Origin of the sequence: Salinivibrio sp. PR932, assembly GCF_001996125.1 — a bacterium.
Classification (GTDB): domain Bacteria; phylum Pseudomonadota; class Gammaproteobacteria; order Enterobacterales; family Vibrionaceae; genus Salinivibrio; species Salinivibrio proteolyticus.
Window position 1 is genome coordinate 164,385 of record NZ_MUFM01000005.1, and the last position, 23,489, is coordinate 187,873.

At 50.1% G+C, this 23,489-nt stretch carries 22 protein-coding genes and 4 tRNA genes; 11 read left to right on the forward strand and 15 right to left on the reverse strand.

Annotated elements, in window-relative coordinates; genetic code table 11:
• Nucleotides 1-3: 3 nt before the first annotated feature.
• The 7 genes from BZG84_RS16535 (at nucleotide 4) to BZG84_RS03950 (ending at nucleotide 8,115) form a co-directional block, all read left to right on the forward strand.
• Nucleotides 4-2,403 (forward strand): methyl-accepting chemotaxis protein, encoded by a 2,400-nt coding sequence (locus BZG84_RS16535; protein ID WP_077478985.1) that lies wholly within the window; start codon nucleotides 4-6, stop codon nucleotides 2,401-2,403.
• A 14-nt stretch (nucleotides 2,404-2,417) separates the two neighbouring features.
• Complete coding sequence (locus BZG84_RS03925; RefSeq protein WP_269635020.1) at nucleotides 2,418-3,251, forward strand: CheR family methyltransferase; 834 nt, start codon at nucleotides 2,418-2,420, stop codon at nucleotides 3,249-3,251.
• 1 nt (nucleotide 3,252) lies between these two features.
• Nucleotides 3,253-3,903: a chemotaxis protein CheD gene (locus tag BZG84_RS03930; protein ID WP_077455315.1), complete on the forward strand. Its 651-nt coding sequence runs from the start codon at nucleotides 3,253-3,255 to the stop codon at nucleotides 3,901-3,903.
• Nucleotides 3,903-4,955: a protein-glutamate methylesterase/protein-glutamine glutaminase gene (locus BZG84_RS03935; protein ID WP_077478986.1), complete on the forward strand. Its 1,053-nt coding sequence runs from the start codon at nucleotides 3,903-3,905 to the stop codon at nucleotides 4,953-4,955. Before BZG84_RS03930 ends, BZG84_RS03935 begins: the two co-directional genes overlap by 1 nt.
• A 463-nt stretch (nucleotides 4,956-5,418) precedes the next feature.
• Nucleotides 5,419-6,108 carry a methyl-accepting chemotaxis protein gene (locus tag BZG84_RS16610; RefSeq protein ID WP_420876433.1) on the forward strand — a complete coding sequence of 230 codons (690 nt, stop codon included), beginning with the start codon at nucleotides 5,419-5,421 and terminating at the stop codon, nucleotides 6,106-6,108.
• 8 nt (nucleotides 6,109-6,116) lie between these two features.
• Nucleotides 6,117-6,416 carry an STAS domain-containing protein gene (locus tag BZG84_RS03945; RefSeq protein WP_077478988.1) on the forward strand — a complete coding sequence of 100 codons (300 nt, stop codon included), beginning with the start codon at nucleotides 6,117-6,119 and terminating at the stop codon, nucleotides 6,414-6,416.
• A gap of 7 nt (nucleotides 6,417-6,423) precedes the next feature.
• Nucleotides 6,424-8,115 carry an ATP-binding SpoIIE family protein phosphatase gene (locus BZG84_RS03950; RefSeq protein WP_077677989.1) on the forward strand — a complete coding sequence of 564 codons (1,692 nt, stop codon included), beginning with the start codon at nucleotides 6,424-6,426 and terminating at the stop codon, nucleotides 8,113-8,115.
• Nucleotides 8,116-8,219: 104 nt separating this feature from the next.
• Here BZG84_RS03950 and BZG84_RS03955 read toward each other — a convergent pair.
• From BZG84_RS03955 to mutY, 7 genes are all read right to left on the reverse strand, one after another.
• Nucleotides 8,220-8,295 (reverse strand) — tRNA-Asn (locus tag BZG84_RS03955).
• 4 nt (nucleotides 8,296-8,299) lie between these two features.
• A tRNA-Phe gene (locus BZG84_RS03960) sits at nucleotides 8,300-8,375 on the reverse strand.
• A 2-nt stretch (nucleotides 8,376-8,377) separates the two neighbouring features.
• A tRNA-Thr gene (locus BZG84_RS03965) sits at nucleotides 8,378-8,453 on the reverse strand.
• 45 nt (nucleotides 8,454-8,498) lie between these two features.
• Nucleotides 8,499-8,574 (reverse strand) — tRNA-Phe (locus tag BZG84_RS03970).
• A gap of 136 nt (nucleotides 8,575-8,710) precedes the next feature.
• Nucleotides 8,711-9,853 carry a membrane-bound lytic murein transglycosylase MltC gene (mltC, locus tag BZG84_RS03975; protein WP_077478990.1) on the reverse strand — a complete coding sequence of 381 codons (1,143 nt, stop codon included), beginning with the start codon at nucleotides 9,851-9,853 and terminating at the stop codon, nucleotides 8,711-8,713.
• Between the two features lie 97 nt (nucleotides 9,854-9,950).
• A complete protein-coding gene (locus BZG84_RS03980) occupies nucleotides 9,951-10,229 on the reverse strand; it encodes an oxidative damage protection protein (protein ID WP_077478991.1) in 279 nt (92 codons plus the stop codon).
• Complete coding sequence (gene mutY, locus BZG84_RS03985; protein WP_077478992.1) at nucleotides 10,226-11,314, reverse strand: A/G-specific adenine glycosylase; 1,089 nt, start codon at nucleotides 11,312-11,314, stop codon at nucleotides 10,226-10,228. The genes BZG84_RS03980 and mutY overlap by 4 nt, the downstream gene beginning before the upstream one ends.
• 206 nt (nucleotides 11,315-11,520) lie before the next feature.
• Here mutY and trmB point away from each other — a divergent pair, with 206 nt between their 5' ends.
• The gene (trmB, locus tag BZG84_RS03990) at nucleotides 11,521-12,237 is read left to right on the forward strand and encodes a tRNA (guanosine(46)-N7)-methyltransferase TrmB (RefSeq protein ID WP_077478993.1); all 717 of its coding nucleotides are present in this window, start codon (nucleotides 11,521-11,523) and stop codon (nucleotides 12,235-12,237) included.
• Nucleotides 12,238-12,331: 94 nt separating this feature from the next.
• The gene (glsB, locus tag BZG84_RS03995; protein ID WP_077478997.1) at nucleotides 12,332-13,252 is read left to right on the forward strand and encodes a glutaminase B; all 921 of its coding nucleotides are present in this window, start codon (nucleotides 12,332-12,334) and stop codon (nucleotides 13,250-13,252) included.
• A gap of 115 nt (nucleotides 13,253-13,367) precedes the next feature.
• Here glsB and hemL read toward each other — a convergent pair whose 3' ends face one another.
• A complete protein-coding gene (hemL, locus tag BZG84_RS04000) occupies nucleotides 13,368-14,660 on the reverse strand; it encodes a glutamate-1-semialdehyde 2,1-aminomutase (protein WP_077662313.1) in 1,293 nt (430 codons plus the stop codon).
• Nucleotides 14,661-14,874: 214 nt separating this feature from the next.
• Here hemL and erpA point away from each other — a divergent pair, with 214 nt between their 5' ends.
• On the forward strand, nucleotides 14,875-15,216 hold the full coding sequence (erpA, locus tag BZG84_RS04005) for an iron-sulfur cluster insertion protein ErpA (protein WP_069588460.1): 342 nt from the start codon (nucleotides 14,875-14,877) through the stop codon (nucleotides 15,214-15,216).
• A gap of 89 nt (nucleotides 15,217-15,305) precedes the next feature.
• Here the strand turns inward: erpA and BZG84_RS04010 are convergent, their stop codons facing one another.
• Nucleotides 15,306-16,631, reverse strand: a complete 1,326-nt coding sequence (locus BZG84_RS04010; RefSeq protein ID WP_077480010.1) for a peptidoglycan DD-metalloendopeptidase family protein — start codon at nucleotides 16,629-16,631, stop codon at nucleotides 15,306-15,308.
• Between the two features lie 244 nt (nucleotides 16,632-16,875).
• On the opposite strand from BZG84_RS04010, the gene tyrS reads away from it, so the two are divergent.
• On the forward strand, nucleotides 16,876-18,063 hold the full coding sequence (gene tyrS, locus BZG84_RS04015; protein ID WP_069588464.1) for a tyrosine--tRNA ligase: 1,188 nt from the start codon (nucleotides 16,876-16,878) through the stop codon (nucleotides 18,061-18,063).
• A 94-nt stretch (nucleotides 18,064-18,157) separates the two neighbouring features.
• On the opposite strand, the gene BZG84_RS04020 is transcribed toward tyrS, so the two are convergent.
• The 6 genes from BZG84_RS04020 to BZG84_RS04045 all read right to left on the reverse strand — a co-directional run bounded on the left by BZG84_RS04020 (nucleotide 18,158) and on the right by BZG84_RS04045 (nucleotide 23,479).
• Nucleotides 18,158-18,718, reverse strand: coding sequence for a flavodoxin family protein (locus tag BZG84_RS04020; RefSeq protein WP_077480009.1), 561 nt, complete (start codon nucleotides 18,716-18,718; stop codon nucleotides 18,158-18,160).
• A 75-nt stretch (nucleotides 18,719-18,793) separates the two neighbouring features.
• The gene (locus BZG84_RS04025; protein ID WP_077662391.1) at nucleotides 18,794-19,405 is read right to left on the reverse strand and encodes a TRIC cation channel family protein; all 612 of its coding nucleotides are present in this window, start codon (nucleotides 19,403-19,405) and stop codon (nucleotides 18,794-18,796) included.
• Nucleotides 19,406-19,425: 20 nt separating this feature from the next.
• Complete coding sequence (btuF, locus tag BZG84_RS04030) at nucleotides 19,426-20,262, reverse strand: vitamin B12 ABC transporter substrate-binding protein BtuF (protein WP_077480008.1); 837 nt, start codon at nucleotides 20,260-20,262, stop codon at nucleotides 19,426-19,428.
• Between the two features lie 12 nt (nucleotides 20,263-20,274).
• Nucleotides 20,275-21,252, reverse strand: a complete 978-nt coding sequence (locus BZG84_RS04035; RefSeq protein WP_077677990.1) for a cobalamin biosynthesis protein — start codon at nucleotides 21,250-21,252, stop codon at nucleotides 20,275-20,277.
• 21 nt (nucleotides 21,253-21,273) lie between these two features.
• Entirely contained in the window at nucleotides 21,274-21,966 is a 693-nt protein-coding gene (gene mtnN / locus BZG84_RS04040; protein ID WP_077480006.1) for a 5'-methylthioadenosine/S-adenosylhomocysteine nucleosidase, read from the reverse strand.
• 100 nt (nucleotides 21,967-22,066) lie between these two features.
• Nucleotides 22,067-23,479: an FAD-dependent oxidoreductase gene (locus tag BZG84_RS04045; protein WP_077480005.1), complete on the reverse strand. Its 1,413-nt coding sequence runs from the start codon at nucleotides 23,477-23,479 to the stop codon at nucleotides 22,067-22,069.
• Between the last annotated feature and the right edge of the window lie 10 nt (nucleotides 23,480-23,489).

Consider the following 23,489-nt stretch of genomic DNA (forward strand, 5'->3'; position numbering starts at 1 on the left):
AATATGGCGTGGTTTAAAAGGGAAGTACAGCAAGAGCACCAGACCCAACAATCAAAGCAGAATGTGCAGCTTCTTGCGGCACTCAATGTCGCGCCTGCTGCACTCATTATGCTCGACAATCAACTGCAAATCACATTGATTAACCGACGGGCATTGCAGTTGTTGCAATGCTATCAAGCGGCGATTCGAGAGCGCGGCAATGCCGAATTTACTGCTCAAAGCGACATGCTTTTTGGCAAACCAATGAGTGCGGTATTGCCGTCTGACTTGGTCGATTATCAGCAATGGCAGCAGTTATTAGATGACAAGCCCTCGGTGCAAAACATTGAAATTGGCGCTGGGAAGCTGCGCGTATCTGCCAGTAAAGTGGCGGATGGGCAAGGCTTTAGCGTTGAGCTTAGTGATATCACAGCACGCGCTCACCAAAGCGAAGAGCACAGTTTGCTAAAAGGCGCATTGGATAATACCCACAGTGCGTTTGTCATTTTGGGGCTGCATGGTGAGATCACGCATGTGAATGAGCAAACCGTCCGCTTATGTAAGCAGCATGAGCAGACATTTCGCAGTAAAAACAATGCGTTTGTCGCGAATCGTGACGATATTATTGGTAAGCAAATCGATTACCTGTTTCCGCAGCTTCAGCGTGACACCTTCCTGTCGCCGAATAACTTACCCATTAATCGTGATATTCGCTTTAAATCTGCTCGTTTTGAGTTTCATGCGACGGCGAGTTATGACCGACATGGTAGCCATATCGGCACCACCATTGAGTGGCGAGATGTGACAGAGCGACGTAAGAAAGAAGCTGAGCGTTCGCTGCTAGCCGCTGTGGTAGAGGGCATGACCACCAATGTCATGCTAGCGGACAAAGATGGCATTATTCGTTATCTCAACCCTGCAGTGACGGACTTATTTAACAGTCGCGAAGAGGAGATGCGCCAAATTTATCCTGGATTTTCGGCCGATAAATTGGTGGGAACCAGTATTGATCAGTTCCACAAAAACCCAGCCCATCAACTCTCTATTATTGCGTCTCCGGAACGCATGCCGTTTAAAGCCGAAATTACCGTGGGTGAGGTCGAATTTGCCCTGAACTGTATCGCCCTTTATGACGATGATGGCGAGTACATTGGCCCTGCGCTTCAATGGGAAGACATTACCGAGCAAATGGATGGTCAGCGTCAAATTGAGCGACTGATTGCCAAAGCGGCAGACGGCAATTTAAGCGACCGAATGAATACTAAGAAGTACCGTGGTGCGATGGCTAAGTTGGGTAACGGAATTAACCAATTGCTCGATAGCTTTATTGATCCGTTGAATGAATGTATCCGAGTGATGCGCGGGGTATCAAAAGGCGACCTTAAGATCAATATGCCCGACAACTACAAGGGAGACTTTGAAGATCTAAGCCAAGCGGTGAATTCTTCAATCAATAACTTGCGCAATATGGTGGAGAAGATCACCCATTCTTCAGCTCGCGTGGCATCGGCATCTGCTGAGATTGCCGAGGGTAACAATGATCTGAGTGAACGCACTGAAGAGCAAGCGGCAAACTTACAGGAAACCGCAGCCAGTATGGAGCAGATGACGGCTACGGTGAAGCAAAATGCAGAAAGTGCGGCGTCAGCAAACACCTTATCGTCTAAAACCAGCGAAAAAGCGCGCAAAGGCGGTGAAGTGGTTAAGGAAACCGTTGAGGCGATGGCCGAAATCAATGATGCGAGTAAGAAAATTGCTGACATCATTGGCGTGATTGATGAAATCGCCTTCCAAACCAACCTATTGGCGCTGAATGCGGCGGTTGAGGCGGCGCGAGCGGGCGAGCAAGGTCGAGGTTTTGCCGTTGTCGCGGGCGAAGTCCGTAATTTGGCGCAGCGCAGTGCTGGTGCAGCTAAAGAAATCAAAGAGCTGATCAAAGACAGTGTAGAGAAAGTCACTCAAGGCTCGAAACTGGTCGATGAATCTGGGGAGATGTTGGAAGAAATTGTCTCTTCTGTGATGGAAGTATCCCAGCTTATCGACAAGATCAACGCGGCGAGCCAAGAGCAAGCAACCGGAATCGACGAGATCACCCGCTCTGTGGCGCGTATGGACCAAATGACGCAGCAAAACGCAGCTTTGGTGGAAGAGGCCGCAGCATCTAGCCAGTCAATGCGCGATGAGAGTGCTGAATTGATTAATCTAATAGGTTTCTTCCAAGTTGATATTGATGCAGAAAAATTGGTCGACAAGCAACTTGCACCATCTAGTGCGAAGCCTACTACTTCCCGTCCTTCAGTGACGGCGAAGAAAGAGCCAGCGCCTTATCGTAATGGAGAAGCTGCGCCAGCAGCCCGGCTAAAAGCGGTGAATTCGGGAAAAAGCGCGGCGTCTGAAGTCAGTGATGAGTGGGAGGAGTTTTAAGCGTGAGTGCGCCGGTGAGCTCGTCATCTGCGAGTGCATACTCGTTCAGCCAAACGCAATTTAAGTTTGTGCAGAGATTTATGCTGAATGAGACCGGTATTTCGTTGGCGGACAAAAAGAAAAGTATGGTGTATAGCCGTTTGGCGCGCTGTTTGCGCCGAACGGGCGTGGAAAATTTTGATGACTATTTTGCGTTGGTGGAGAAAAGTGCGGATGAGCGAGTGGCTTTTATTAATGCGCTCACCACCAATAAAACGCAGTTTTTTCGCGAGCGCCATCACTTTGATTTCCTTGCCCATCAGTTGATCCCACAGTGGCAACAACGTAAGCAAAAGCGGGTGAGAATTTGGTCGGCAGGATGCTCTACTGGTGAAGAGCCTTACACCATAGCCTCGGTATTAGCGGGTCATGGCATGATTGGTGGTCAAATGGATGTTCATTTATTGGCCACTGATCTCGACACCCAAGTATTGAACACCGCGAGCAACGGCACCTACAGCTTAGAAGTTGTTAACACCATCCCGCCGGAGTATCTCAAACCGGGATTTCTAAAAGGAAAAGGGATTAAGCAGGATTTATTTAAAGCCAAACGAGCGCTACGCGACATTATTAGCTTTAAGCAACTTAATCTAAAAGGTGACTGGCCTCACAAGCATGCAATGGATGCAATTTTTTGTCGTAACGTAATGATTTATTTCGAGCGCGAGACGCAGCAATGGTTAATTGAGCGCTTTTGGCGCCAATTAGCGCCGGGCGGCATTTTATTTATCGGCCACTCAGAAGGCATTGGAAAAATGGCGGATAAATTCGACAACCTCGGCCATACCATGTATCGCAAACGGGAGTGATATGCACCAAGCACTAGAACTGCACCATCATGCCCAAGAAAAAACCGTAAAGCGTTTTTTTAGTCCAGAGCATGACAGGCACATGGTGAAATTGAAGCCGGGAGAGATTTACGTCAGCTCGGACGACGAGCTTATCGCGACAGGGTTAGGGTCGTGTATTGCTGCATGTATCTGGGATCCTCTCGCCAATATTGGCGGCATGAATCACTTTATGTTGCCACTTAAAGATGACCAAGCGGCGAAAGAATGGAGTGCAGAGCAATACATGTCTCATGCGGCGCGGTACGGTAACTATGCCATGGAGATCCTCATCAATACCTTGTTGCAACAAGGGGCGATAAAAAACCGTTTACGCGTCAAGCTTTTTGGTGGGGGCAATATCATGGGGCAGAACATTGCTATAGGGCGCAAAAACATTGAGTTTGTTCGTCGCTATGTTGCCAATGAAGATCTGACCTTAGTCTCGGAAGACCTTGGCCAGTCTTTTCCTCGCCGCGTGTTGTTTGATCCTAGAACTGGAAAAGCTTGGGTGAAGAAAATTCAGTCTCTCAGTCAAAAAGAGCTGGTGGCAGAAGAGGCCCAATACAATCAACGCTTGCTCCAAGAATCTCGAGATGACAGCGCTGATAATCAAGATGTGGAGCTGTTTTGATGAGTAAGTATCGCTATAAAGTACTGATCGTTGATGACTCACCGCTCTATCGAACATTGATTCGGGAGTGTCTGGAGAGTGATCCTGCCCTTGAGGTCATCGGGGCGGCGGAAGATCCTTATGAAGCACGGGAGAAAATTAAGAAGTTAAACCCGGATGTGATCACGCTAGATATTGAAATGCCGAAGATGAACGGTATTCAATTTCTTAAAAATTTGATGCGCTTACGGCCAATGCCCGTAGTGATGGTGTCGACCTTGACCCAGCATGGGGCCGAGGTCACTTTATCGGCGCTGGAGATTGGCGCCGTCGATTATGTGCCTAAACCGTCTGCCAATATTGCCACCGCCATGACCCAAGAGCGGGATGAGCTGGTGAGTAAAGTGAAAGCGGCGGCCCAAGCCAATATTGGTCAACCCCATTGGGGCAAACAGGCCGCCACCGTGCAAGTCAATCGCCATCACTATAACCGCAAAGGGTATGAAGTTATTGCGCTAGGTGCTTCCACTGGCGGTACGGAGGCGCTAAGGGGCGTGCTTGAAAGACTGCCTGAGCACATGCCGCCCATCGTGGTCACTCAACATATCAAATCGGCTTTTTGCGGCCCTTTCGCTCAGCGGTTGGACCGAGCTTGTCGTTTGTCCGTCGAAGAAGTGACGGCTGACCGTATGCCGCTTATACAAGGGCATGTTTATGTGGCGCCGGGCGATCGCCACCTTACGGTGGTGAATCGACAAGGGCATTTATATTGCCAACCGACGGATGAAGCGCCGGTTGAGCGTCACCGGCCGTCTGTTGATGTGATGTTTTCCTCTGTTGCAGAAGCCGTCGGTGCAAAATCGGTAGGGGTCATTTTAACCGGGATGGGGAGAGATGGAGCGTCCGGTCTTCTAAAAATGCATCAAGCCGGTGCATTAACCGCGGCGCAAGATCAAGCCAGTTCTGTGGTATGGGGGATGCCACGTGTCGCGATTGAACTCGGAGGCGCATCACACATTCTTCCGCTCTCTGATGTGGCAAATTTCTTAGTGGAGACAGTCTATGGCAAGTGATTCTAAGCCCCTAATATGGCCACCGTTATTAACGTTACTTCTCACGATTGGCTTTGCGTTATGGTCGATGACATGGCAAGCCGGTGTGTTTTCCGTGTTAGTGCTTACATTGATGGGCGGACAAATATTTCAGCTATCGAAAAATCATTCTAAGGCAGATAGACAAGAGGCCAAGGACATGGTGGAAAAGGATGCTCCCGAACAACTTCTCCGCCGTATCCACCATATTCTATCGATTGAGTTGGTGCCAATTCGAGAGCAGCTAGCACGTCAACGTGAGGTGATTGATGCGTCAGTTGAAAGCCTCAATGGGAGCTTCTTTAGTATGCAAAGTGCTTGTCAGGATCAAGTTGCGACCGCAACCAGTATGGCCAATGAATTGCTGCACAATGAAGAAAGCGAGTACAGCCTGACCAAAGTACTACCCGAAACCGAGCGTGCGATCGATGCATATATCGACATTATGGTTAAGGTCAGTGATAAGAGTGTGTCATCAATTTATACCATTGAAGAAATGTCGAGCAAACTCAATGAGGTGTTTGAGCTGTTGGATGATGTACAAGCGATGTCCGATCAAACTAATTTACTGGCATTGAACGCGGCGATAGAAGCGGCGCGCGCCGGCGAAAACGGCCGCAGTTTTGCGGTCGTCGCCCAAGAGGTGCGCTCGCTCGCGATTAAGGCGACAGATCTTAATACTGAAATCCACAAACATATCGATCTCGCCCAAGAAAGTGTCGATAAAACCAAACATACCGTGGGTGAAATCGCCTCGTTGGATATGACCGAGTCGATTCGTTCGAAAGAATACATTGACTCATTACTGGAAGGGGTGAAGTCGGTCAACGACAAAGTTGGCCAAGAAATAGAGCGGGTATCCATGCTGGGGGAGCAGGTTCAGCAAGAAATCGGCTCGTGCATTAAGAACCTTCAATTTGCCGACATCATTACGCAACAAGGCGGGCACATACTCGACAACCTGCATATATTGGAAGAGTTAAACGCATTAATTATTGAAACCATGTCGGAAAAGGATATTGACTGGCATGCGTTAAATGAAAAGGTCAATGAAATTGAAGAAAAAGCAGGCTCTGCCAAACGTGCACCTGCTAAACAGCAATCCCTCGATGAGGGTGAAATAGAATTATTTTAGAGGTGCCAATGAGAATTCGACGCGAAGATCAAAGGGACGGAAAACAGGTGATCTTGCACGTAAAAGGCGAGTTCAACTTTACCTTAGTGCAAGAGATTCGAGAGGCATACGCGGATCTTACAAGCCAAGAAGTCATTGTTGATCTCCGAGAATCGACCTATATGGATAGTGCGGGGCTCGGCATTCTATTGAACATGCAAGATTATCTAAATAAACGTGATGGTTCGATTCGGCTAATCAACTGTCCGGATGCGATTAAGCGAGTGTTATTCATCGCTAAGTTTGAGAAAAAATTCAAAATAGAGTGAGCCTCCTATGAATGTGTTGGTTGTGGATGATGAGCCGGCGTTGGTGCACTACATTGCCGCTGCTTTAAAAAATGAAGCTGATAATATTAGCATGGCGATGAATGGCAGCGAGGCGCTTCAATTGTTGGAGTCGATCTCGTTTGAAATGTTTCCGGACTTGATCATCTCCGATGTCAATATGCCCAAGCTCGATGGCTTTAACATGGCGCAGGAAATACGGAAGCGTTTCCCGCAAAAGTTGCTCCCGATTATTTTTTTAACTGGTGTGGATGACCAAGACATTTACGCAAGTTGTATGCAATACGGTGATGATTTTTTGAGTAAGCCGGTGGATGTTGCGACTCTGATTGTTAAAGTTCGTACTCACTTTCGACACACTTGTCTGTTCCGCGAAGTCACCTTCCAACGCGACCAGCTGAAACAATTTCAAGAGGCCACCGTCTATGAGCACGCGATGGCAAGTCAAATATTTGAGCGTTTGATGTCATTCAGTTTGTCGGGTGTATTAGGGATTAATAGTTACTCAGGCTCGTACAGTCTGTTTAATGGTGATGTCACCATGATATTACCCAGGCCTTTGGGGGGAGTATATATCCTGATTGCTGATGCTACAGGGCATGGACTTCCGGCTGCAATAAGCACTATTCCAGCAGTGAAAACATTTATCACAACTGCTCAACGAGGATTACCGGTGGGCGATATTGCCAGTGAAATAAATGCGCACCTACGAAATTTTATGCCGGTTGGCACTATGCTCGCTGGTTCGGTTTTGGAGGTGATGCCGGATGGACTAACCGTGAATATGTGGAGTGGTGGAATGCCGGATGCGTACAGCCTTGATCAATATGGGCAAGTATTAGAAACCCATCACGGACGACACATGGCGTTAGGGGCGCAAGATAGGGCAAGCTTTGATGCGACTATTACGCGGTTACAGTTCAGGGAAGGGCAGCGTTTATTTTTAGCCACAGATGGTGTGATTGAAGCGAGAAATCAGTCTGATAAGCAGCTTTCTGAAATCGGGCTTGTTCGGGCAATCAGTGGTTGTCAGGGGAGCTTAATTGAGCAAGTGAAGCGCACACTTTCGGCCTTCGCCGGTGATGCTGGGGTGACAGATGATATTTCCATGTTAGAGCTTTCTTTTCCCATTGTTTGCCCAATAAGAGAAGATCACGAGGTATCGCTACAACCTTACTCGATGGTGCCATCGCGTACTCAGATTCGCTTTGATACCGAGTTGCTAAAGAAAGCAGATTTAATTGCTGACTTGCGAAGCCGAGTGAAAGGGGTTGTAGGGGAAAGTACTGATCTTGATTTAATTTGCACCGTGATATCAGAGCTTCTCAATAATGCCCTCGATTATGGCATTTTGGGTTTAGAGTCCGTATCGAAAAACGATGTAGATGGCTTTTTTAACTACTACCAATCGCGGCAAGAAAAACTCGATACATTAAGTGGTGATCATTACATTGAGTTGGAGTTAGACTTTCAGCCCAAGGTGCAGCGCTTTATTTTAAAGATGGCACACTCAGGGAAAGGCTTTGATTATGAGCGTCAAATCCGAGACACCAACCATGATGCGGAGAGCTTGTCTGGAAGAGGGATTACGCTGATTAAATCGATATGCGAGCAGTTTAGCTACAGTGATCAAGGCCGAGCCGTTGAAGCGGTTTTTAAGCTTAATAATGGACAAGCGTAACGAATAGAGCTGATGCTGGAGTGGGGCGCCTAGCCCAGTGACATATTTGGCACTAGCCAAACAAAAAAAAACGCCAACCTTTCGGCTAGCGTTTTCTTTAAAAGTGGCTCCCCCAACTGGACTCGAACCAGTGACATACGGATTAACAGTCCGCCGTTCTACCAACTGAACTATGGGGGAATAATGGTGCCTCGAGGCGGAATCGAACCACCGACACGGGGATTTTCAATCCCCTGCTCTACCAACTGAGCTATCGAGGCAATGGTGCCGGCTGCCGGAGTCGAACTGGCGACCTACTGATTACAAGTCAGTTGCTCTACCAACTGAGCTAAGCCGGCACACAAATCGCGAAATACTGTGTGTCACACCATTATTTCATTATATGGTGCCCGGAGGCGGAATCGAACCACCGACACGGGGATTTTCAATCCCCTGCTCTACCGACTGAGCTATCCGGGCCAACGGGGCGCTATTAAACGGATTTTCCGCCTCACCGTCAACTGTTTTTTTGAAAAAAGTGCGCTAATCGTGTCGTTTGGATAAAAAGGCAGCGAAATGCCATAAAAGTGCACAATTTTCAGGGTTTCACGAGGTATTATTGGGGTAAGTTCGCAAACTCTTTTTGGTAACGTGTTACCTTTTGTAGGTAGCGCCGAGACTCCGAAGAAGGGTGGCGATGGGTGAGCGCCCAAAACACCTGATTAGGTTTTAGGCTATTTAAGTCTCGCATGGCACGATCACGATTGCGGTCAAAGGTTCGTAGCACATTTCCCGTCCCACCGTTGTAGGCGGAAATCATACTGTAGTGCAAAGAGAGTGGATCGCGTACGGCTTTAAGATACCGGTTTTTAAGGATGTAGAAATACGCAGTGCCAGTATCAATATTTTTCTCTGGATCAAAAAGGTATTGCGGGCTGGGCTGGCCACGACGCTTTTTCACCAATTTAAACACATCTCGTCCTGCGGTTTTGGGGACAACTTGCATTAGCCCGTAAGCATTCGCCCAGCTTACCGCATAGGGGTTGAAGCTGCTTTCCGTTTTGATAATCGCATAGATAAGCTGTTCTGAAATATCATAGCGCTTGGCGGCACGACGGACGATATCAGCATACTGATAACTTCGCTTCGCGACGTGGTCACTTACCATGGGGATGGTGACGTAATACATATTCTGAAAACGGACTTGTTTTTTCTTCAGACGGTGGTCGAGTAAGTATTCGGCAAAGCGATTTGCGCGCCACTGCCAGCTAATGGCTTTACCTTCGTGGTCCACCACTTGTCCTTCCAAAAAGGGGCGACCTTCGAGTGGCACCTCAGCCGCCGAGTAAAGATCGACAGAGGCAGGGTCTTGAGGTGTTAGCAGAGTGGTGATAATGGCCTGTTTTAAATGCGATTTTGGATTATCTGTGGCGACGGTTTCAACTTGAATAACACCGCGTTCAAAATCAATCCGAGCCCGACTTTTATAGTTATCTGTGTATTTTACGTAGTCGCGTTTGCCCGACACAAAGACTTGATTCTCACCCCAGCGCACTTCAATGTTGCCAGTAAACTGACCGATTAATTGGTTGAGCGCGTCAATGTCTTTTTCAAATTGACCGGGGAGAGGGGCAAGATTTTTCGCAAATCGGTTGGTCGTTTTATAGCTGACGCCCACGTACTGCTCGACGCTTTCGCGGCTACAACCTGTGATCAGTAAACTTAGACAGCAAATCAGTAAACAGAGTAATCGCGTCATCTTTCATCGCGTTAGCATAAAAAAACACCCGCATTTAGCCTAACACAATGCGGGTGATTTGCAGTGATAACGCAATCTGCTTGTGGGGCAGTGCGTATTATTGGCTGTCTTCCGGTGGCACGTAACCATCGATCTGCACGTCTTGGCCTTCGAAAAGGAATTTCACCATCTCAGCCTCGATCAATTTACGGTGCTCGGGATCCATCATGTTGAGTTTTTTCTCATTGATGAGCATGGTTTGCTTTTTCTGCCACTCAGCCCACGCTTCTTTTGAGATGTTATCGTAAATACGCTTGCCCAGCTCACCGGGATAGAGTTGAAAATCAAGGCCATCAGCTTCTTTCTGGAGGCGTTGGCAAAATACGGTACGGCTCATAATCTAGGTTCCTCATTATCGCCTGTTTGGGGGCGTTGGCGTTCGTGATTAAGCAAGGTTAACAGCTTTTTCACTGGGGCCGCCAATCCAACTTTTGCGGGTTGTGACAAGTTATACCAAAGCCCTTGATTGGCTTCCATGATGATTTGAGGGCGTTGCGACACCGTGACACTGATCGGCACAATATCTAAGTGAAAGTGGCTAAAGGTATGGCGAAACGCGGTTAACACTTCGGTGCGTAGCGGCTCTAGGCCTTGTAACTTCTCTTGAATTGCTTGCTCGGCGTGTTGCTCGTCAGCTTGGGGTAAACACCATAGTCCCCCCCAAAGGCCACTGGGTGGGCGCTGCTCTAGCCAGATTTCGTCTTGATACTGAATCAGTAAAAAACTGGTTTGTTTTACGGGTAGCGTTTTTTTCGGTTTTTTTCCGGGAAAATCGAGTTGGCGTCCTTGCGCACGCGCTTCACACCGCTCTGCGACGGGGCAAAGTTCGCATTTCGGCTTGCTGCGGGTACAGATCATGGCGCCCATATCCATCATGGCTTGATTGTACTTATCCGTGTCTGTTGTGGGTGTCAGTGTTTCAGCCAACGCCCAAAGCTTGTTTTCAACCGGTTTTTTACCCGGCCATCCTTCGATGGCAAAGCAACGCGCGAGTGTGCGTTTTACATTGCCGTCGAGTATGGGATGTGGCTGTTTAAGCGATAGGGAAAGTACCGCACCTGCGGTGGAACGCCCCACTCCGGGTAAGGCCATCACGGCCTCTAAGGTGGTAGGAAAAACGCCGTCGTATTGCTCGGCAATTACCTTTGCGGCCTTGTGTAAGTTGCGTGCTCGCGCGTAGTAGCCAAGCCCTGTCCACAAATGGAGAACTTCGTCTTGATCTGCGTTCGCCAAGTCCGTCACGGTCGGGAAGCGCGCCATAAAGCGCTCAAAATAAGGAATAACCGTACTGACTTGTGTCTGCTGAAGCATGATTTCACTTAGCCAGACTTTATAAGGCGTCTTGTTTTGCTGCCACGGCAAGGTTTTACGCCCATATTGCTCGTACCATGCCAAGATGGCGTCTGAAAAGGATTGACTCACTGCGATCTCTCTTATTGTTTTGCTCACACGTGCACGGATGCAGGGCACAGGGTACACTAACGACAGGGATCACCAATAGGATCACTTGATCCCAACTTGCGCTGGCGTGAAAACTTTGCATAATGCGCAGTCCGTTTAGATTTCCAACAATCTTGGGTCTTGCGCGAACCATTGAGTCCCAATCACTGCATCACAGGCATACAATCATGACTGAAGTCACTAAAACCGAACTCACCGAGGATGGAAAAGTCATTCGCAAAATTCGCAGCTTTGTGCGTCGCGAAGGCCGGTTAACTAAAGGCCAAGAACAAGCGCTGAATGAATGCTGGCCAACCATGGGTATTGATTTTGATGCCACTGAATTGGATTGGCAGCAGGTGTTTGGCAATGACAATCCTGTGGTGTTAGAGATTGGCTTTGGTATGGGGGCGTCCTTGGTTGAAATGGCGAAAAACGCGCCAGAGAAAAACTTTATTGGCATTGAAGTACACACCCCGGGTGTGGGTGCATGCTTGATGGCGGCGCGTGAGGCCGGTGTGACTAACCTTCGTGTGATGTGCCATGATGCGGTGGAAGTGTTTGAACAAATGCTGCCGAAAGAAAGCTTGGATACGGTGCAACTCTTCTTCCCGGACCCGTGGCACAAAAAGCGTCACCATAAGCGCCGTATTGTTCAGCTCCCGTTTGCTGAAATGGTACGCGATAAGCTTAAAGTCGGTGGTGTGTTCCATATGGCAACGGACTGGGAAAACTATGCCGAGCATATGATTGAAGTGATGGAAGCTGCGCCACACTATCAAAATATCGCCGAAGAGGGGTATTATGTTCCGCGCCCTGACGATCGTCCGCTCACCAAATTTGAGCAACGAGGTCATCGACTCGGTCATGGTGTGTGGGATATTAAATACACACGCACGGCGTGATTGATTGACGCCTTGTTGGCGCCACTGTTCGATGCGCACTGAAAGCCAACCTTGGGTTGGCTTTTTTGTCCCAAGCTGTAAAGGGAGCAAGCAAGTGAAACCCAGTTCTCAATTATTATCTGACATCCTGGATGATGTGCGTCCGCTGATCGGCAAAGGCAAAGTTGCCGATTATATTCCAGCACTGGCTGATGTGCCGAATCACAAGCTAGGCATGGCGGTGTGTTACAACGACGGTGAGATTATTCGCGCCGGAGATGCGGATGAAGCCTTTTCGATTCAATCGATCTCCAAGGTGTTGAGCCTGACCCTTGCGATGCAAAATTACAAAGCGGATGAGATTTGGTCGCGTGTTGGTAAAGAGCCATCTGGGCAAGCCTTTAATTCGCTTATTCAGCTTGAGATGGAACAAGGTATCCCGCGTAATCCATTTATCAATGCAGGGGCACTGGTGGTCAGTGACATGCTGCATACACGCCAATCGGCACCGCGCCAGCGGATGTTAGAGTTTGTTCGCGCACTCGCTGCAAACCCTCATATTTGCTACGACAAAGTGGTCGCGGACTCGGAAATGCAGCACAGTGATCGCAATGCCGCAATCGCCTATTTGATGCGAGCATTTGGCAATTTTGAAAACGAGGTTGTGCCGGTACTGACCAACTATTTTCACTATTGTGCGCTGAAAATGAGTTGTGTGGACTTGGCGAAAGCGTTTTTCTATCTTGCCAATCAGGGTAAGCCGTTGGGGCGGGCGCGCGCGATCCTCACCAAAACCCAGAGCAAACAATTGAATGCGCTACTGGCTACGTGTGGCTTGTATGATGGTGCGGGTGAATTCGCCTACCGTGTTGGGATGCCGGGCAAATCTGGCGTGGGCGGCGGCATTATTGCGGTCGTTCCCGGTGAAATGTCGATTGCAGTATGGTCGCCTGAGCTTGACCCTTCTGGCAACTCGTTGGCAGGAACGGCTGCCCTTGAGCTCTTATCAGCAAGAATTGGGCGCTCGATATTCTAGTTTTTGGCGGTGATGAGGACTAACACCATCAGCGAAAGTGAAAAAAGCCCCGCGAGATCAGGCGGGGCTTTTTGATTGCGACTCAACCACAGATGTCATCCAAGGTTGCGCATGCTTATGCCTCAGCGGCTAGGGTAGCAAAGGCATGATCGGCCGCCGACAAGGTAGCGTCGATCTCTTTTTGCCCGTGCGCTAAGCACGTAAAGCAGGCTTCATAAGCGGACGGTGCAAGATAGACACCTTGCTCTAGCATTAAGTGGAAAAAGCGCTTAAAGCGTTCTGTATCACATTGCTGCACGTCTTTAAAACATGTGACCGTGTCGTTATCGGTGAAGAAGAAACCGAACATTGCACCGGCTTGGTTGGTAGTCAGTGCAATACCGTGTTTGTCCGCAAGGGCTTTAAAACCATCGGCCAGTTGCTTGGTGATACTGTCCAGATAATCATGGTTGCCTGGCTGACGCAATTCGCTGAGACAGGCGAGGCCCGCCGCCATAGCCACAGGGTTACCGGCAAGGGTACCGGCTTGATAGACTGGGCCAGTCGGAGCGATATACTCCATCACATCGCGACGACCACCAAACGCTCCCACAGGCATACCACCCCCGATGATTTTACCCAGAGTAGTTAGGTCGGGTTTCACACCGTAGTAGGCTTGAGCGCCGCCGAGTGCCACGCGAAAGCCGGTCATCACCTCATCAAAGATCAGCAGAGCGCCGAACTCGTCGCAAAGGGCGCGTAGTCCTTCCAAAAAGCCTGGCTGTGGTGGGACGCAGTTCATGTTCCCTGATACAGGCTCAACGATGATACAGGCGATATCGTCTGGATAGGTTTCAAAGGTCTGACGGACAGAATCGAGGTCGTTGTAGGTACATGTCAGCGTGTGTTTCGCAAAGTCAGCAGGCACCCCCGGTGAGTTAGGCTCACCCAAGGTGAGAGCGCCAGAGCCCGCTTTAACCAACAGGCAGTCGCCATGACCGTGATAGTTCCCCTCAAATTTGATGAACTTATCCCGCTTGGTAAAGCCGCGAGCCAAACGAATCGCACTCATGGTCGCTTCTGTCCCTGAGTTGACCATGCGGACCATTTCCATCGACGGCACCAGCTCTGCCACTAATTCTGATAATGTGATTTCACTTTCTGTCGGGGCGCCAAAACTTAGGCCACGATGAGCGGCATCAATCACAGCCTCACGAATAGCAGCATGGTTGTGACCCAAGATCATCGGGCCCCATGAGCCGACGAAATCAATGTAGGCTTTACCGTCGGCATCGAAAATATAAGCGCCATCGGCGCGCTCCATAAAGACAGGGTCGCCGCCGACGCCGGCAAAAGCACGTACGGGAGAATTCACGCCACCTGGAATGGTGCGTCTTGCTTGTTGGAAAAGTTGTGCTGATTTGGTCATGACATATCCTGTTATGTAAGGCGTAAGCCTAAATTGCGTTGGGGCATTTTAACCAAAGATACGGATCACTGGCGAGATGGAGTATGATTTGATTGACCCCTGAGTGGCAATTTATACGTACTGATCACACCCTCGATCAATCGGGTAATACTTGAACACTTTACTCAGGTATTAGATAATTCAACGCTAAGCACGATGAGCATGTGAGGTAACAATGAGCGATGCACCTTTGCCGTTAGAGTTCTCAGAAGCAGCGGCGACTAAGGTTAAAACGCTGATTCAGGAAGAAGAAAATCCAAATCTGAAACTGCGTGTTTACATTACAGGTGGTGGCTGCAGCGGCTTTCAATATGGCTTTACCTTCGACGAAAACGTGAATGAAGGCGATATGGAAATCGAAAAAAGCGGCGTGAAGTTAGTGGTTGACCCCATGAGCTTACAATACCTAATGGGGGGTGTGGTGGACTATACCGAAGGGCTAGAAGGCTCACGTTTCTTTGTCAATAATCCGAATGCGACCACGACGTGTGGGTGTGGCGCATCCTTTAGCGTATAGCGGGATCTCGAGACGTTCATAGCGGATAGTTATTGACTATCAAACACAAACGGCGCCGACAGGCGCCGTTTGTGTTTATGTGCCGCTGGTTACCCGCCGTTATTGGCGTGATAGCTGAGCGGCCCGACTGAGGCAAGCAGTTGATTAAACTTACTCAGCTGCGCCATGCGTGACTCGGCGAGGCGTACAAAGGCTTGTTTTTCTTGCCCTTGTAGTGATTTAGCTTCGGGTAATCGCACCGTACGCGGGTTTTTATGGACACCATTCACCAAAAACTCATAGTGCAGGTGCGCCCCTGTTACCCGGCCTGTAGCGCCCAAGGTGCCAATGATATCCCCTTGTTTGACCCGTTGACCGGTTTTCACTTTACGTTTAGTTAAGTGCAGATACTTGGTGATATAGGTTGAGCTGTGGCGGATAAATACATAGTTGCCATTAAAGCGGTTGTATGAGGCTTTCATGACCACGCCATCCCCAGCGGCTTTGATAGAGGTGCCAACCGGAGCGACATAATCCGTCCCCCGGTGCGGCTTTACGCGTCCTGTCACTGGGTGTAAGCGACGCGGGTTAAAGTTCGAACTGACATAACGGAAGTTCACAGGAGAGCGCAAGAAGGCTTTTTTCATCGCTTTGCCCGTGGGGGTGTAATATTTGCCATTCTTGGCACGTACCGCGGTGAACGTATCTCCTCGGTTGGTAAAGGTGGCAGCTAAGATGTTGCCACTCCCAATATGTTCACCTTCAACAAACTCTTCTTCATACAGCACAGAGAAGCTATCGCCTTCTCGAATATCGAGTGCAAAATCTACGTCCCAGCCAAAAATCCCGGCAAGCTGCATAATCTGATTCGGATCTAACCCTGCATCGGTAGCGGCCTGCCAGAAATTTGATTTGATGGTAGCTCGGGCAAAGTTCAGTTGTGTATCAATGTTTTTTGTCTCGATGCGTGACTGATATTTGTCATCGACCTTGCTCACGATCAGGGTTTCATTGGTGCCGCGTGGCTGAATGAGTTGCACCAGTTCACCGCTTTCATCAACGCCCAAACGCACTTCATCTCCTGGCTTGAGATAGGCCAAGCTTTTGGTGCCTTCATCAGCGTTAACCAGACGATAGAGTGTGGTTGGACTCAAACCGGCGCGATTAAACAGCAAGGCCATGCTTTCACCATGCTGGACTTCATAACTTTGCCAGTTGATATGGCGTTTAAACTGCGCTGGCATTTCACCTTCAGGCGGCAGCAGAGAGACGGCATCGACGGGTAAGGGGTAATGTTTGCCAAGCTCAAAGTTAGGTTCAGGGCGTGGCGTGCTTGCGCCATCAGGGACAAGGATGAGTAATACCACGAACGCGCTCAGTGCACCTATCGTGAGTTTATGTAATTTAGGTAAAGCTGCGAGTTTTTTTAACGGCATGAAAACTATGTTGAATCACTGCGAATACAAAATATGACAGTCAGATTCCCAATCGGTTTATTGGGGATGATGCCCTGATAATAATTTGACACGGTTAACACAAAGGCCACAAACATCTGTTGCCGGCAGCCACTGTGCACACCTTGCACACTGGCTATAAGTCTAACTGGTTTCAAAAACTGTCGCTATTCGAGTAGTATGTCGGTTTATCACATTTTTGCCTATTTTGTAGGAGCGAGAGACTATGGCGAGCCTGGAAGCCGCGCTAGCAGAACTAAAACGTGGCGTTGATGAAGTAATCCCTGAAGACGAGCTGGTTGCCAAGCTTAAAGAAGATCGTCCTCTGCGTATTAAATTGGGTGCAGATCCGACGGCACCGGATATCCACCTTGGGCACACAGTGATCCTAAATAAGCTGCGCGCGTTTCAGGAGCTCGGCCATGAAGTCATCTTCTTGATCGGAGACTATACCGGCATGGTCGGTGATCCGAGTGGTAAAAACACTACCCGTCCACCGTTGACGCGTGAGCAAGTGTTGCAAAACGCAGAAACCTACAAAGAGCAAGTGTTTAAAATTCTCGATCCGGCTAAAACCCGCATTGAGTTCAACTCGACGTGGCTTGGTGAGTTGGGCACTGATGGCATGATCCGCCTTGCGGCAAGCTCAACCGTGGCCCGTATGCTGGAGCGTGATGATTTTAAAAAGCGTTACAGCAGCAACCAACCCATTGCGATCCACGAATTTATCTATCCGCTGCTACAAGGGCATGACTCTGTCGCGTTGGAAGCGGACGTAGAGCTGGGCGGAACGGATCAGAAGTTCAACCTGCTGATGGGGCGTGAGCTCCAAAAGCAAGCTGGACAGAAACCGCAAGTTGTTATGACTATGCCGCTGTTGGTGGGGCTGGATGGCGTGAAGAAAATGTCCAAGTCCGCCCATAACTACATCGGTGTGAGCGAACGTCCGGATGATATGTTCGGTAAGATCATGTCTATCTCTGACGATTTGATGTGGGATTACTACGAGCTGTTGTCATTCCGTCCTTTAGAGGAAGTGACTCAGTTCAAGAAAGATGTCGAAGCGGGCAAAAACCCACGTGACATTAAAATCTTGCTAGCGAAAGAGATCATCGCGCGTTTCCACTCAGACGCGGATGCGGATGCGGCCGAGCAGACCTTTATCAATCGTTTTCAAAAAGGGGCGATGCCTGACGAGATGCCAAGCTTTAGCTTTGAGCAAGGCATTGCGATTGGTAACCTTTTGAAAGATGCCGGTTTGGTCAGCTCAACCTCAGATGCGCTGCGTATGATCCGCCAAGGCGCGGTGAAAATTGACGGCGAAAAAGTCGAAGACACTAAGCTGGTGCCAGCGGCGGGCGAAGCCGTTTACCAAGTGGGTAAACGTAAGTTTGCTCGAGTGACGCTCAGCTAATTATTGGTTGAATCGACAAGCCCTCGCCACATATGCGAGGGCTTTTTTGTGCCTGCATGATCCTGATGCGCATCATGCTCGGTGTGAGGCGCGATTAAGTGTGCCAAACCCCTTTCAAGGCGCGAACCATGTGTTGGCCCAGATAGAAGGCGGTTTGTAAGCAGGCTTCACTCAGTCCTTCTCCGGTTTCATGGGCGGTGACACCATGTGTTGTGCCGGTTGGGTTGATGTTCTCGACCCCTATATTGGCGCGACCTAAGCTAAGCCATAGCATATCGTGTTGACTGGCTAACGTTTGGAAGTAGCTGAGGGTGGCTGATTGGTCTCCTCCCGTTTGGCTTCCTACCGTAAACCCGGCGGCTAGCTTACCCCGCCAATCTTGCTGCTCCCACGTTGGGCTGGATGCATCGGCAAACGCTTTAAATTGTGCGCTTGGCCCGCCCATGTAGGTGGGTGCACCAAAAATAATCGCATCCACATCTTTAAGCTGAGTAAAGACCTTTTCGTCGATAAAACGGCCATGTTTAATCACATCAGGCTCAATACGATAGACGAGGGGATCGGCATCGCCAGCTTGGATCCCTTCTGCAATCGTGGTAGCGAGTGCGTGTGTATGGTCACTGACCGAATGATAAATGATCGCAATACGTAACATTGTGGCTCCTTGCTGGTGGCTGTCTAACAGTCCTTAGGGTAGAGGCGCGAACTTTCAACCCCCAATCTTCTATGCTTAACGATCAAGGGCAAAGGGTGGCAAGGATAAATGCCAGCGAATCGCCGCTAAGCGGATCAGCAAGGTGGTGACCATGCCTGCGATTGAGGCGGTGACGGCATCTGGCCCCACTTCAACCGCGAGAGTATGAACGATCCCGCCGGCAATACATGCGGTGGCATAAACCTCGGTTCTCAGCACCATGGGCACTTCTCTGGCCAACACATCACGAATAATGCCGCCCCCACACGCGGTAATAACGCCCATGATTACCGCGACCAGTGGTGAAGTCCCATAGCTTAACGCTTTATCGACACCGATGCCGACGAAGACGGCTAAACCGACGGCGTCGGCGCAGGGTAATACGTACCAAGGGAGTCGGCGGGGGTGGCGAATAAGCAGCATGGTGGCAACACAGGTGGCAAGGATCACCCAAATATATAGTGTGTCACTGATCCAAAACACGGGCGTTGCTCCCATCGCCATATCGCGTACCGTTCCGCCCCCAATCGCGGTGGCGCAGGCAAGGACCACGACGCCAAAAGGGTCCATCCGTAAACGGCCAGCCATGAGTACACCAGAGATGGCAAATACTGCGGTGCCAAATAAATCAAATAAATACAAAATCATGGTTTGGGTCATCATGGGTCCTAGGTTGCGCGGCGCACCGTATCAAGTGCCTCACAGATTTGGGTTGCAGCCTGCAACGCACGGGGCGTTGCTCGTGTTAGCCAGTCTGGGTTTAATTGAAACGCATAGTGCTGAGCAAGGCTGGGGAGTAAGTCTTTCATACTTTGCCAGCTGGCAGGCAGTTCACCACCGGTATAAAACACAGTGTGCGGTTTGCGGGTGATCACTTGCTCCATATTCACTTGCGGATAAGCCGCGGGGCTATCGGCAAAAATGTTTTCGCCGCCACATAGCCTAAAAAGCTGGCTTGGCCAAGCGTGATCACTGGCTGTCATCAGTGGCGCGCCACTTAATAAATAAAAGTAAGGTACCGACGTCGCATCTTGATAGCGGGTATGCAGTGCATGCAGTTTTTGGTCGAAAGCGGCTGCATTTTTCTTGGCGATTTCGGGGTGGCGGCCATAACGGCCTAGTTCGCGAATAAAGCGGCTGATGTCGTCGAGTTTTTCGACATCAAGATAGCGGATTTCAATGCCCAGTTGCGCCAATGTTTCCAGTGGTTTAGGTGGGTTGCCGCCACGCCACGCCAAGATTAAGTCGGGCTTAAGCGCCACAATACGCTCCAGTTTGATGCCCCGATAGTTCGATACGCGTTCCAGCGTTTTTGCCTCCTCGGGATAATCACTGTACGCGCTGGCGGCGACGAGTTGTTCACCGAGGCCAGCAGCGTAAGCGAGCTCAGTGGCATGAGGAGCCAGACTGATCACACGAGGTGGGGCAGGGTGTGCATAAGCGGCCGTGGTAAAGAGAAAAGCGGCAACTAAAAGTCCGACGCCGCGAGGAGAGAGACCGAGCATGTTTTTTAATCCTTACACGATGAGCAAGCATAACGCGCTAAAGGCGATCCAAATGAGCATGCTCACTCTGAGTTTTTGACGTAATAACAAAAGGTGGTAGCACGCCGGTGTCACGCCACTGCCGATTTTTGTGCGCAATGTTTTGGTGCCTTGATAAATGGCAGGGCCTCCGAGGGAGAGCTGAAAGCGGCTACTGGCGCAGGCCAATAGCCAGCCAGGCCCCGGCGTGCGCCAGCGCTGTCCCTGTTGCCAACACGCTTTAAGGTGCGTGAGTGGGGAACGACCCAGTGCGAACAAGAGGGCAAATAGACGCATAGGAACGTAATCGAGTCCGTTGAGAAGACGTGCGACCGCTAAGCCAAATGGGTAGAAGGTGAGACGGCTCGGCGACCACACGCGCGCAAGACGGACTAAGCTGGCATACAGCAGGGCACCGACACCACCAAATAGCACAAAATAAAAAATCACACAGGCGCCATGACGTGCGGTGCCAAGCAATATCGTTTCTGCGCCTGCCTTACCCAGACCGACAATCGACAAGGACTCAGTTTCTCGGTTGACGCGGTTGGCCAAAAGTGCGCGTGCTGTCCCTTTGTCGTGTTGTTCAATGGCATCGGCAAATGCTTGGGAAAACGTATCAATATTGCGCCAATCGAGAGCAAGCCACAGCAGTAGCGCATCAAATAAAGGGCGAAACCAGACCAGCTCTCGAGTGGCAATCAGCAAGATCGCCAGCGTGCCACACATGAGTGCCAGTGCCAGCCCCCCTGCGAGCTTTCTCTGCCGCTTCGGGTCGGTTGGTTGGTTGACTTGGTCGGCTAAAATGAGCGCGTACTGTTGCCAGTATTGAAACGGAGAATAATTGGCGGATAAGGGGAGTAACCAATGGATTAATAGCGCCAACCACAGCGCCCAGAAGCTTGGGTGGTTGGCAGCCATAGTCAGCCAATATTGCGGGTTAAGCAGTGCATCCATAATGGCAAGGTTCATCCATGATAAGCGTTCGAAGGGTTAGTCGAAAAGCGCAACCATTTTTTCAACCATGGCGGACGAGCTTTTCGCAGCCAGCGGCAAAAACTCTTCAAACGTCATCGGTGATTCTTTTTCTGCCACCACATCAGAGATGGCGCGCACAACTACAAATGGGATCTTAAACTGGGCGCACACTTGTGCAATCGCTGCCGCTTCCATCTCTGCCGCTACCGCTTTAGGGAAGTGGGTACGAATGTGCTGACGGTGTGCATCGGTGTGCACAAAGGTATCGGCGGTGCAGATTAACCCGCGTACCACGTGTGTCTCGTCATCAATGGCTTTCTCGGCCAGTGCCATCAGTGCGTCGTCAGAGTCAAAGTGAGCCGGTTGCTGAGGAACTTGACCCATCTGGTAGCCAAATGCGGTTGCATCCGCGTCGTGGTAACACACTTGTGAGGAAATAACCACGTCACCGAGGTTTAATGAGGGTTCAAAAGCGCCGGCTGATCCGGTGTTAATCACGCAATCTGGCTTAAACTGTGACAGTAACAAGGTGGTGCCGACCGCTGCCGATACTTTACCAATGCCTGATTGGAGCAATACCACATCACGGCCCTGTAGTGTGCCGGTGTAGAAGGTGCAGCCTCCTTCGTGATGAGTGGTAAGGTTCGCGAGCTTATCACGCAGCAGGGTAATTTCCTGCTCCATAGCGCCAATAATGCCGATTTTCATCTTGATGATCCTGTTAGCACATAGAATGGGGTTAGTGTACATGAGGCAATAAAAAAGTGCCTCCTTTGAGGCACTTCTATTCAGTCGGGGTGGGAGAAGATCAGACTTCGAGGTAGTCCATGATCCCTTCGGCCGCTTTCCGTCCTTCATCAATGGCGGTGACCACTAAATCTGACCCGCGCACTGCATCACCACCGGCAAAAATTTTCGGGTTGGTGGTTTGATATAAGATGTCCCCGTTGGCTGGCGCTTTGATGCGGCCACGCTCGTCAAGGGCTACATCATAGGGCTCCAGCCACTCCATGGCATGGGGCTGGAAACCGAACGCCATGATCACGGCGTCTGCTTCTAGCACATGCTCACTGCCTTCAATCGGCTCTGGGCGGCGGCGACCGGCAGCATCAGGCTCACCGAGCTGGGTTTTTACCACGGTAACCCCGCGCACGTTGCCGTTTTCATCGACTTCAATGCCAAGAGGCTGAAGGTTGAACATAAAGTTCACGCCTTCCTCACGCGCGTTTTTCACCTCGCGGCGCGAGCCGGGCATATTCGCTTCGTCACGACGGTAGGCACAAGTCACACTGGCGGCTTGTTGACGAATGGAGGTACGGACACAGTCCATCGCCGTATCGCCTCCCCCGAGGACCACCACTCGCTTACCTGCCATATCGATGAAGGGTGGCGCGTTCTTCAGTTCCATCACTTTGTAGGTGTTGGAGACTAAAAATGGCAGTGCATCAAACACACCAGGTGCGTCCTCGTTGGCAAGACCAGCACGCATGTACTTGTACGTCCCGACGCCGAGGAAGACCGCATCAAACTCATCAATCAAGGTTTGCATGGCCACATCTTTACCGACTTCGGTGTTGAGACGAAACTCCACGCCCATTTCGGTGAAAATCCGTTGGCGGTTACGCATCACCTCTTTTTCCAGTTTGAATGACGGGATCCCGAAAGTGAGCAAGCCACCAATTTCCGGATAGCGGTCAAACACCACCGGTTTGACGCCATTGCGTACCAACACATCGGCACACGCAAGCCCAGCAGGGCCGGCACCGATTACGGCCACTTTTTTATCTGTCCACTCAACATGTGACATATCGGGCTTCCAGCCCATTTCAAACGCTTTATCGGTGATGTACTTTTCGACATTACCAATGGTCACAGCGCCAAAGTCATCATTGAGTGTACAGTCACCTTCGCAAAGCCGGTCTTGCGGACACACTCGGCCACAGACCTCAGGCAGGCTATTGGTTTGGTGCGATAGCTCAACGGCCTCTAAGATGCGTCCCTCATTGGCCAGCTTTAGCCATTGTGGAATGTAGTTATGTACAGGGCACTTCCACTCACAATAGGGGTTACCGCAATCTAAGCAGCGATCGGCTTGTGCCGACGCTTCTTTTTCGGTGAACGGCTCGTAGATTTCCACGAACTCTATTTTGCGGGTATCAATCGGCTTTTTTCGCGGGTCGATACGCTGCACATCGATAAACTGATATACGTTCTGGCTCATGGATCCCTCC

Bases quoted from the DNA above. Each gene is read 5' to 3' on its own strand.
- BZG84_RS16535 (WP_077478985.1), top strand. From the start codon at position 4: ATGGCGTGGTTTAAAAGGGAAGTACAGCAAGAGCACCAGACCCAACAA.
- BZG84_RS03930 (WP_077455315.1), top strand. From the start codon at position 3,253: ATGCACCAAGCACTAGAACTGCACCATCATGCCCAAGAAAAAACCGTA.
- BZG84_RS03935 (WP_077478986.1), top strand. From the start codon at position 3,903: ATGAGTAAGTATCGCTATAAAGTACTGATCGTTGATGACTCACCGCTC.
- BZG84_RS16610 (WP_420876433.1), top strand. From the start codon at position 5,419: ATGGTTAAGGTCAGTGATAAGAGTGTGTCATCAATTTATACCATTGAA.
- BZG84_RS03945 (WP_077478988.1), top strand. From the start codon at position 6,117: ATGAGAATTCGACGCGAAGATCAAAGGGACGGAAAACAGGTGATCTTG.
- BZG84_RS03950 (WP_077677989.1), top strand. From the start codon at position 6,424: ATGAATGTGTTGGTTGTGGATGATGAGCCGGCGTTGGTGCACTACATT.
- mltC (WP_077478990.1), bottom strand. From the start codon at position 9,853: ATGACGCGATTACTCTGTTTACTGATTTGCTGTCTAAGTTTACTGATC.
- BZG84_RS03980 (WP_077478991.1), bottom strand. From the start codon at position 10,229: ATGAGCCGTACCGTATTTTGCCAACGCCTCCAGAAAGAAGCTGATGGC.
- trmB (WP_077478993.1), top strand. From the start codon at position 11,521: ATGACTGAAGTCACTAAAACCGAACTCACCGAGGATGGAAAAGTCATT.
- hemL (WP_077662313.1), bottom strand. From the start codon at position 14,660: ATGACCAAATCAGCACAACTTTTCCAACAAGCAAGACGCACCATTCCA.
- erpA (WP_069588460.1), top strand. From the start codon at position 14,875: ATGAGCGATGCACCTTTGCCGTTAGAGTTCTCAGAAGCAGCGGCGACT.
- BZG84_RS04010 (WP_077480010.1), bottom strand. From the start codon at position 16,631: ATGCCGTTAAAAAAACTCGCAGCTTTACCTAAATTACATAAACTCACG.
- tyrS (WP_069588464.1), top strand. From the start codon at position 16,876: ATGGCGAGCCTGGAAGCCGCGCTAGCAGAACTAAAACGTGGCGTTGAT.
- BZG84_RS04020 (WP_077480009.1), bottom strand. From the start codon at position 18,718: ATGTTACGTATTGCGATCATTTATCATTCGGTCAGTGACCATACACAC.
- BZG84_RS04025 (WP_077662391.1), bottom strand. From the start codon at position 19,405: ATGATTTTGTATTTATTTGATTTATTTGGCACCGCAGTATTTGCCATC.
- btuF (WP_077480008.1), bottom strand. From the start codon at position 20,262: ATGCTCGGTCTCTCTCCTCGCGGCGTCGGACTTTTAGTTGCCGCTTTT.
- BZG84_RS04035 (WP_077677990.1), bottom strand. From the start codon at position 21,252: ATGAACCTTGCCATTATGGATGCACTGCTTAACCCGCAATATTGGCTG.
- mtnN (WP_077480006.1), bottom strand. From the start codon at position 21,966: ATGAAAATCGGCATTATTGGCGCTATGGAGCAGGAAATTACCCTGCTG.
- BZG84_RS04045 (WP_077480005.1), bottom strand. From the start codon at position 23,479: ATGAGCCAGAACGTATATCAGTTTATCGATGTGCAGCGTATCGACCCG.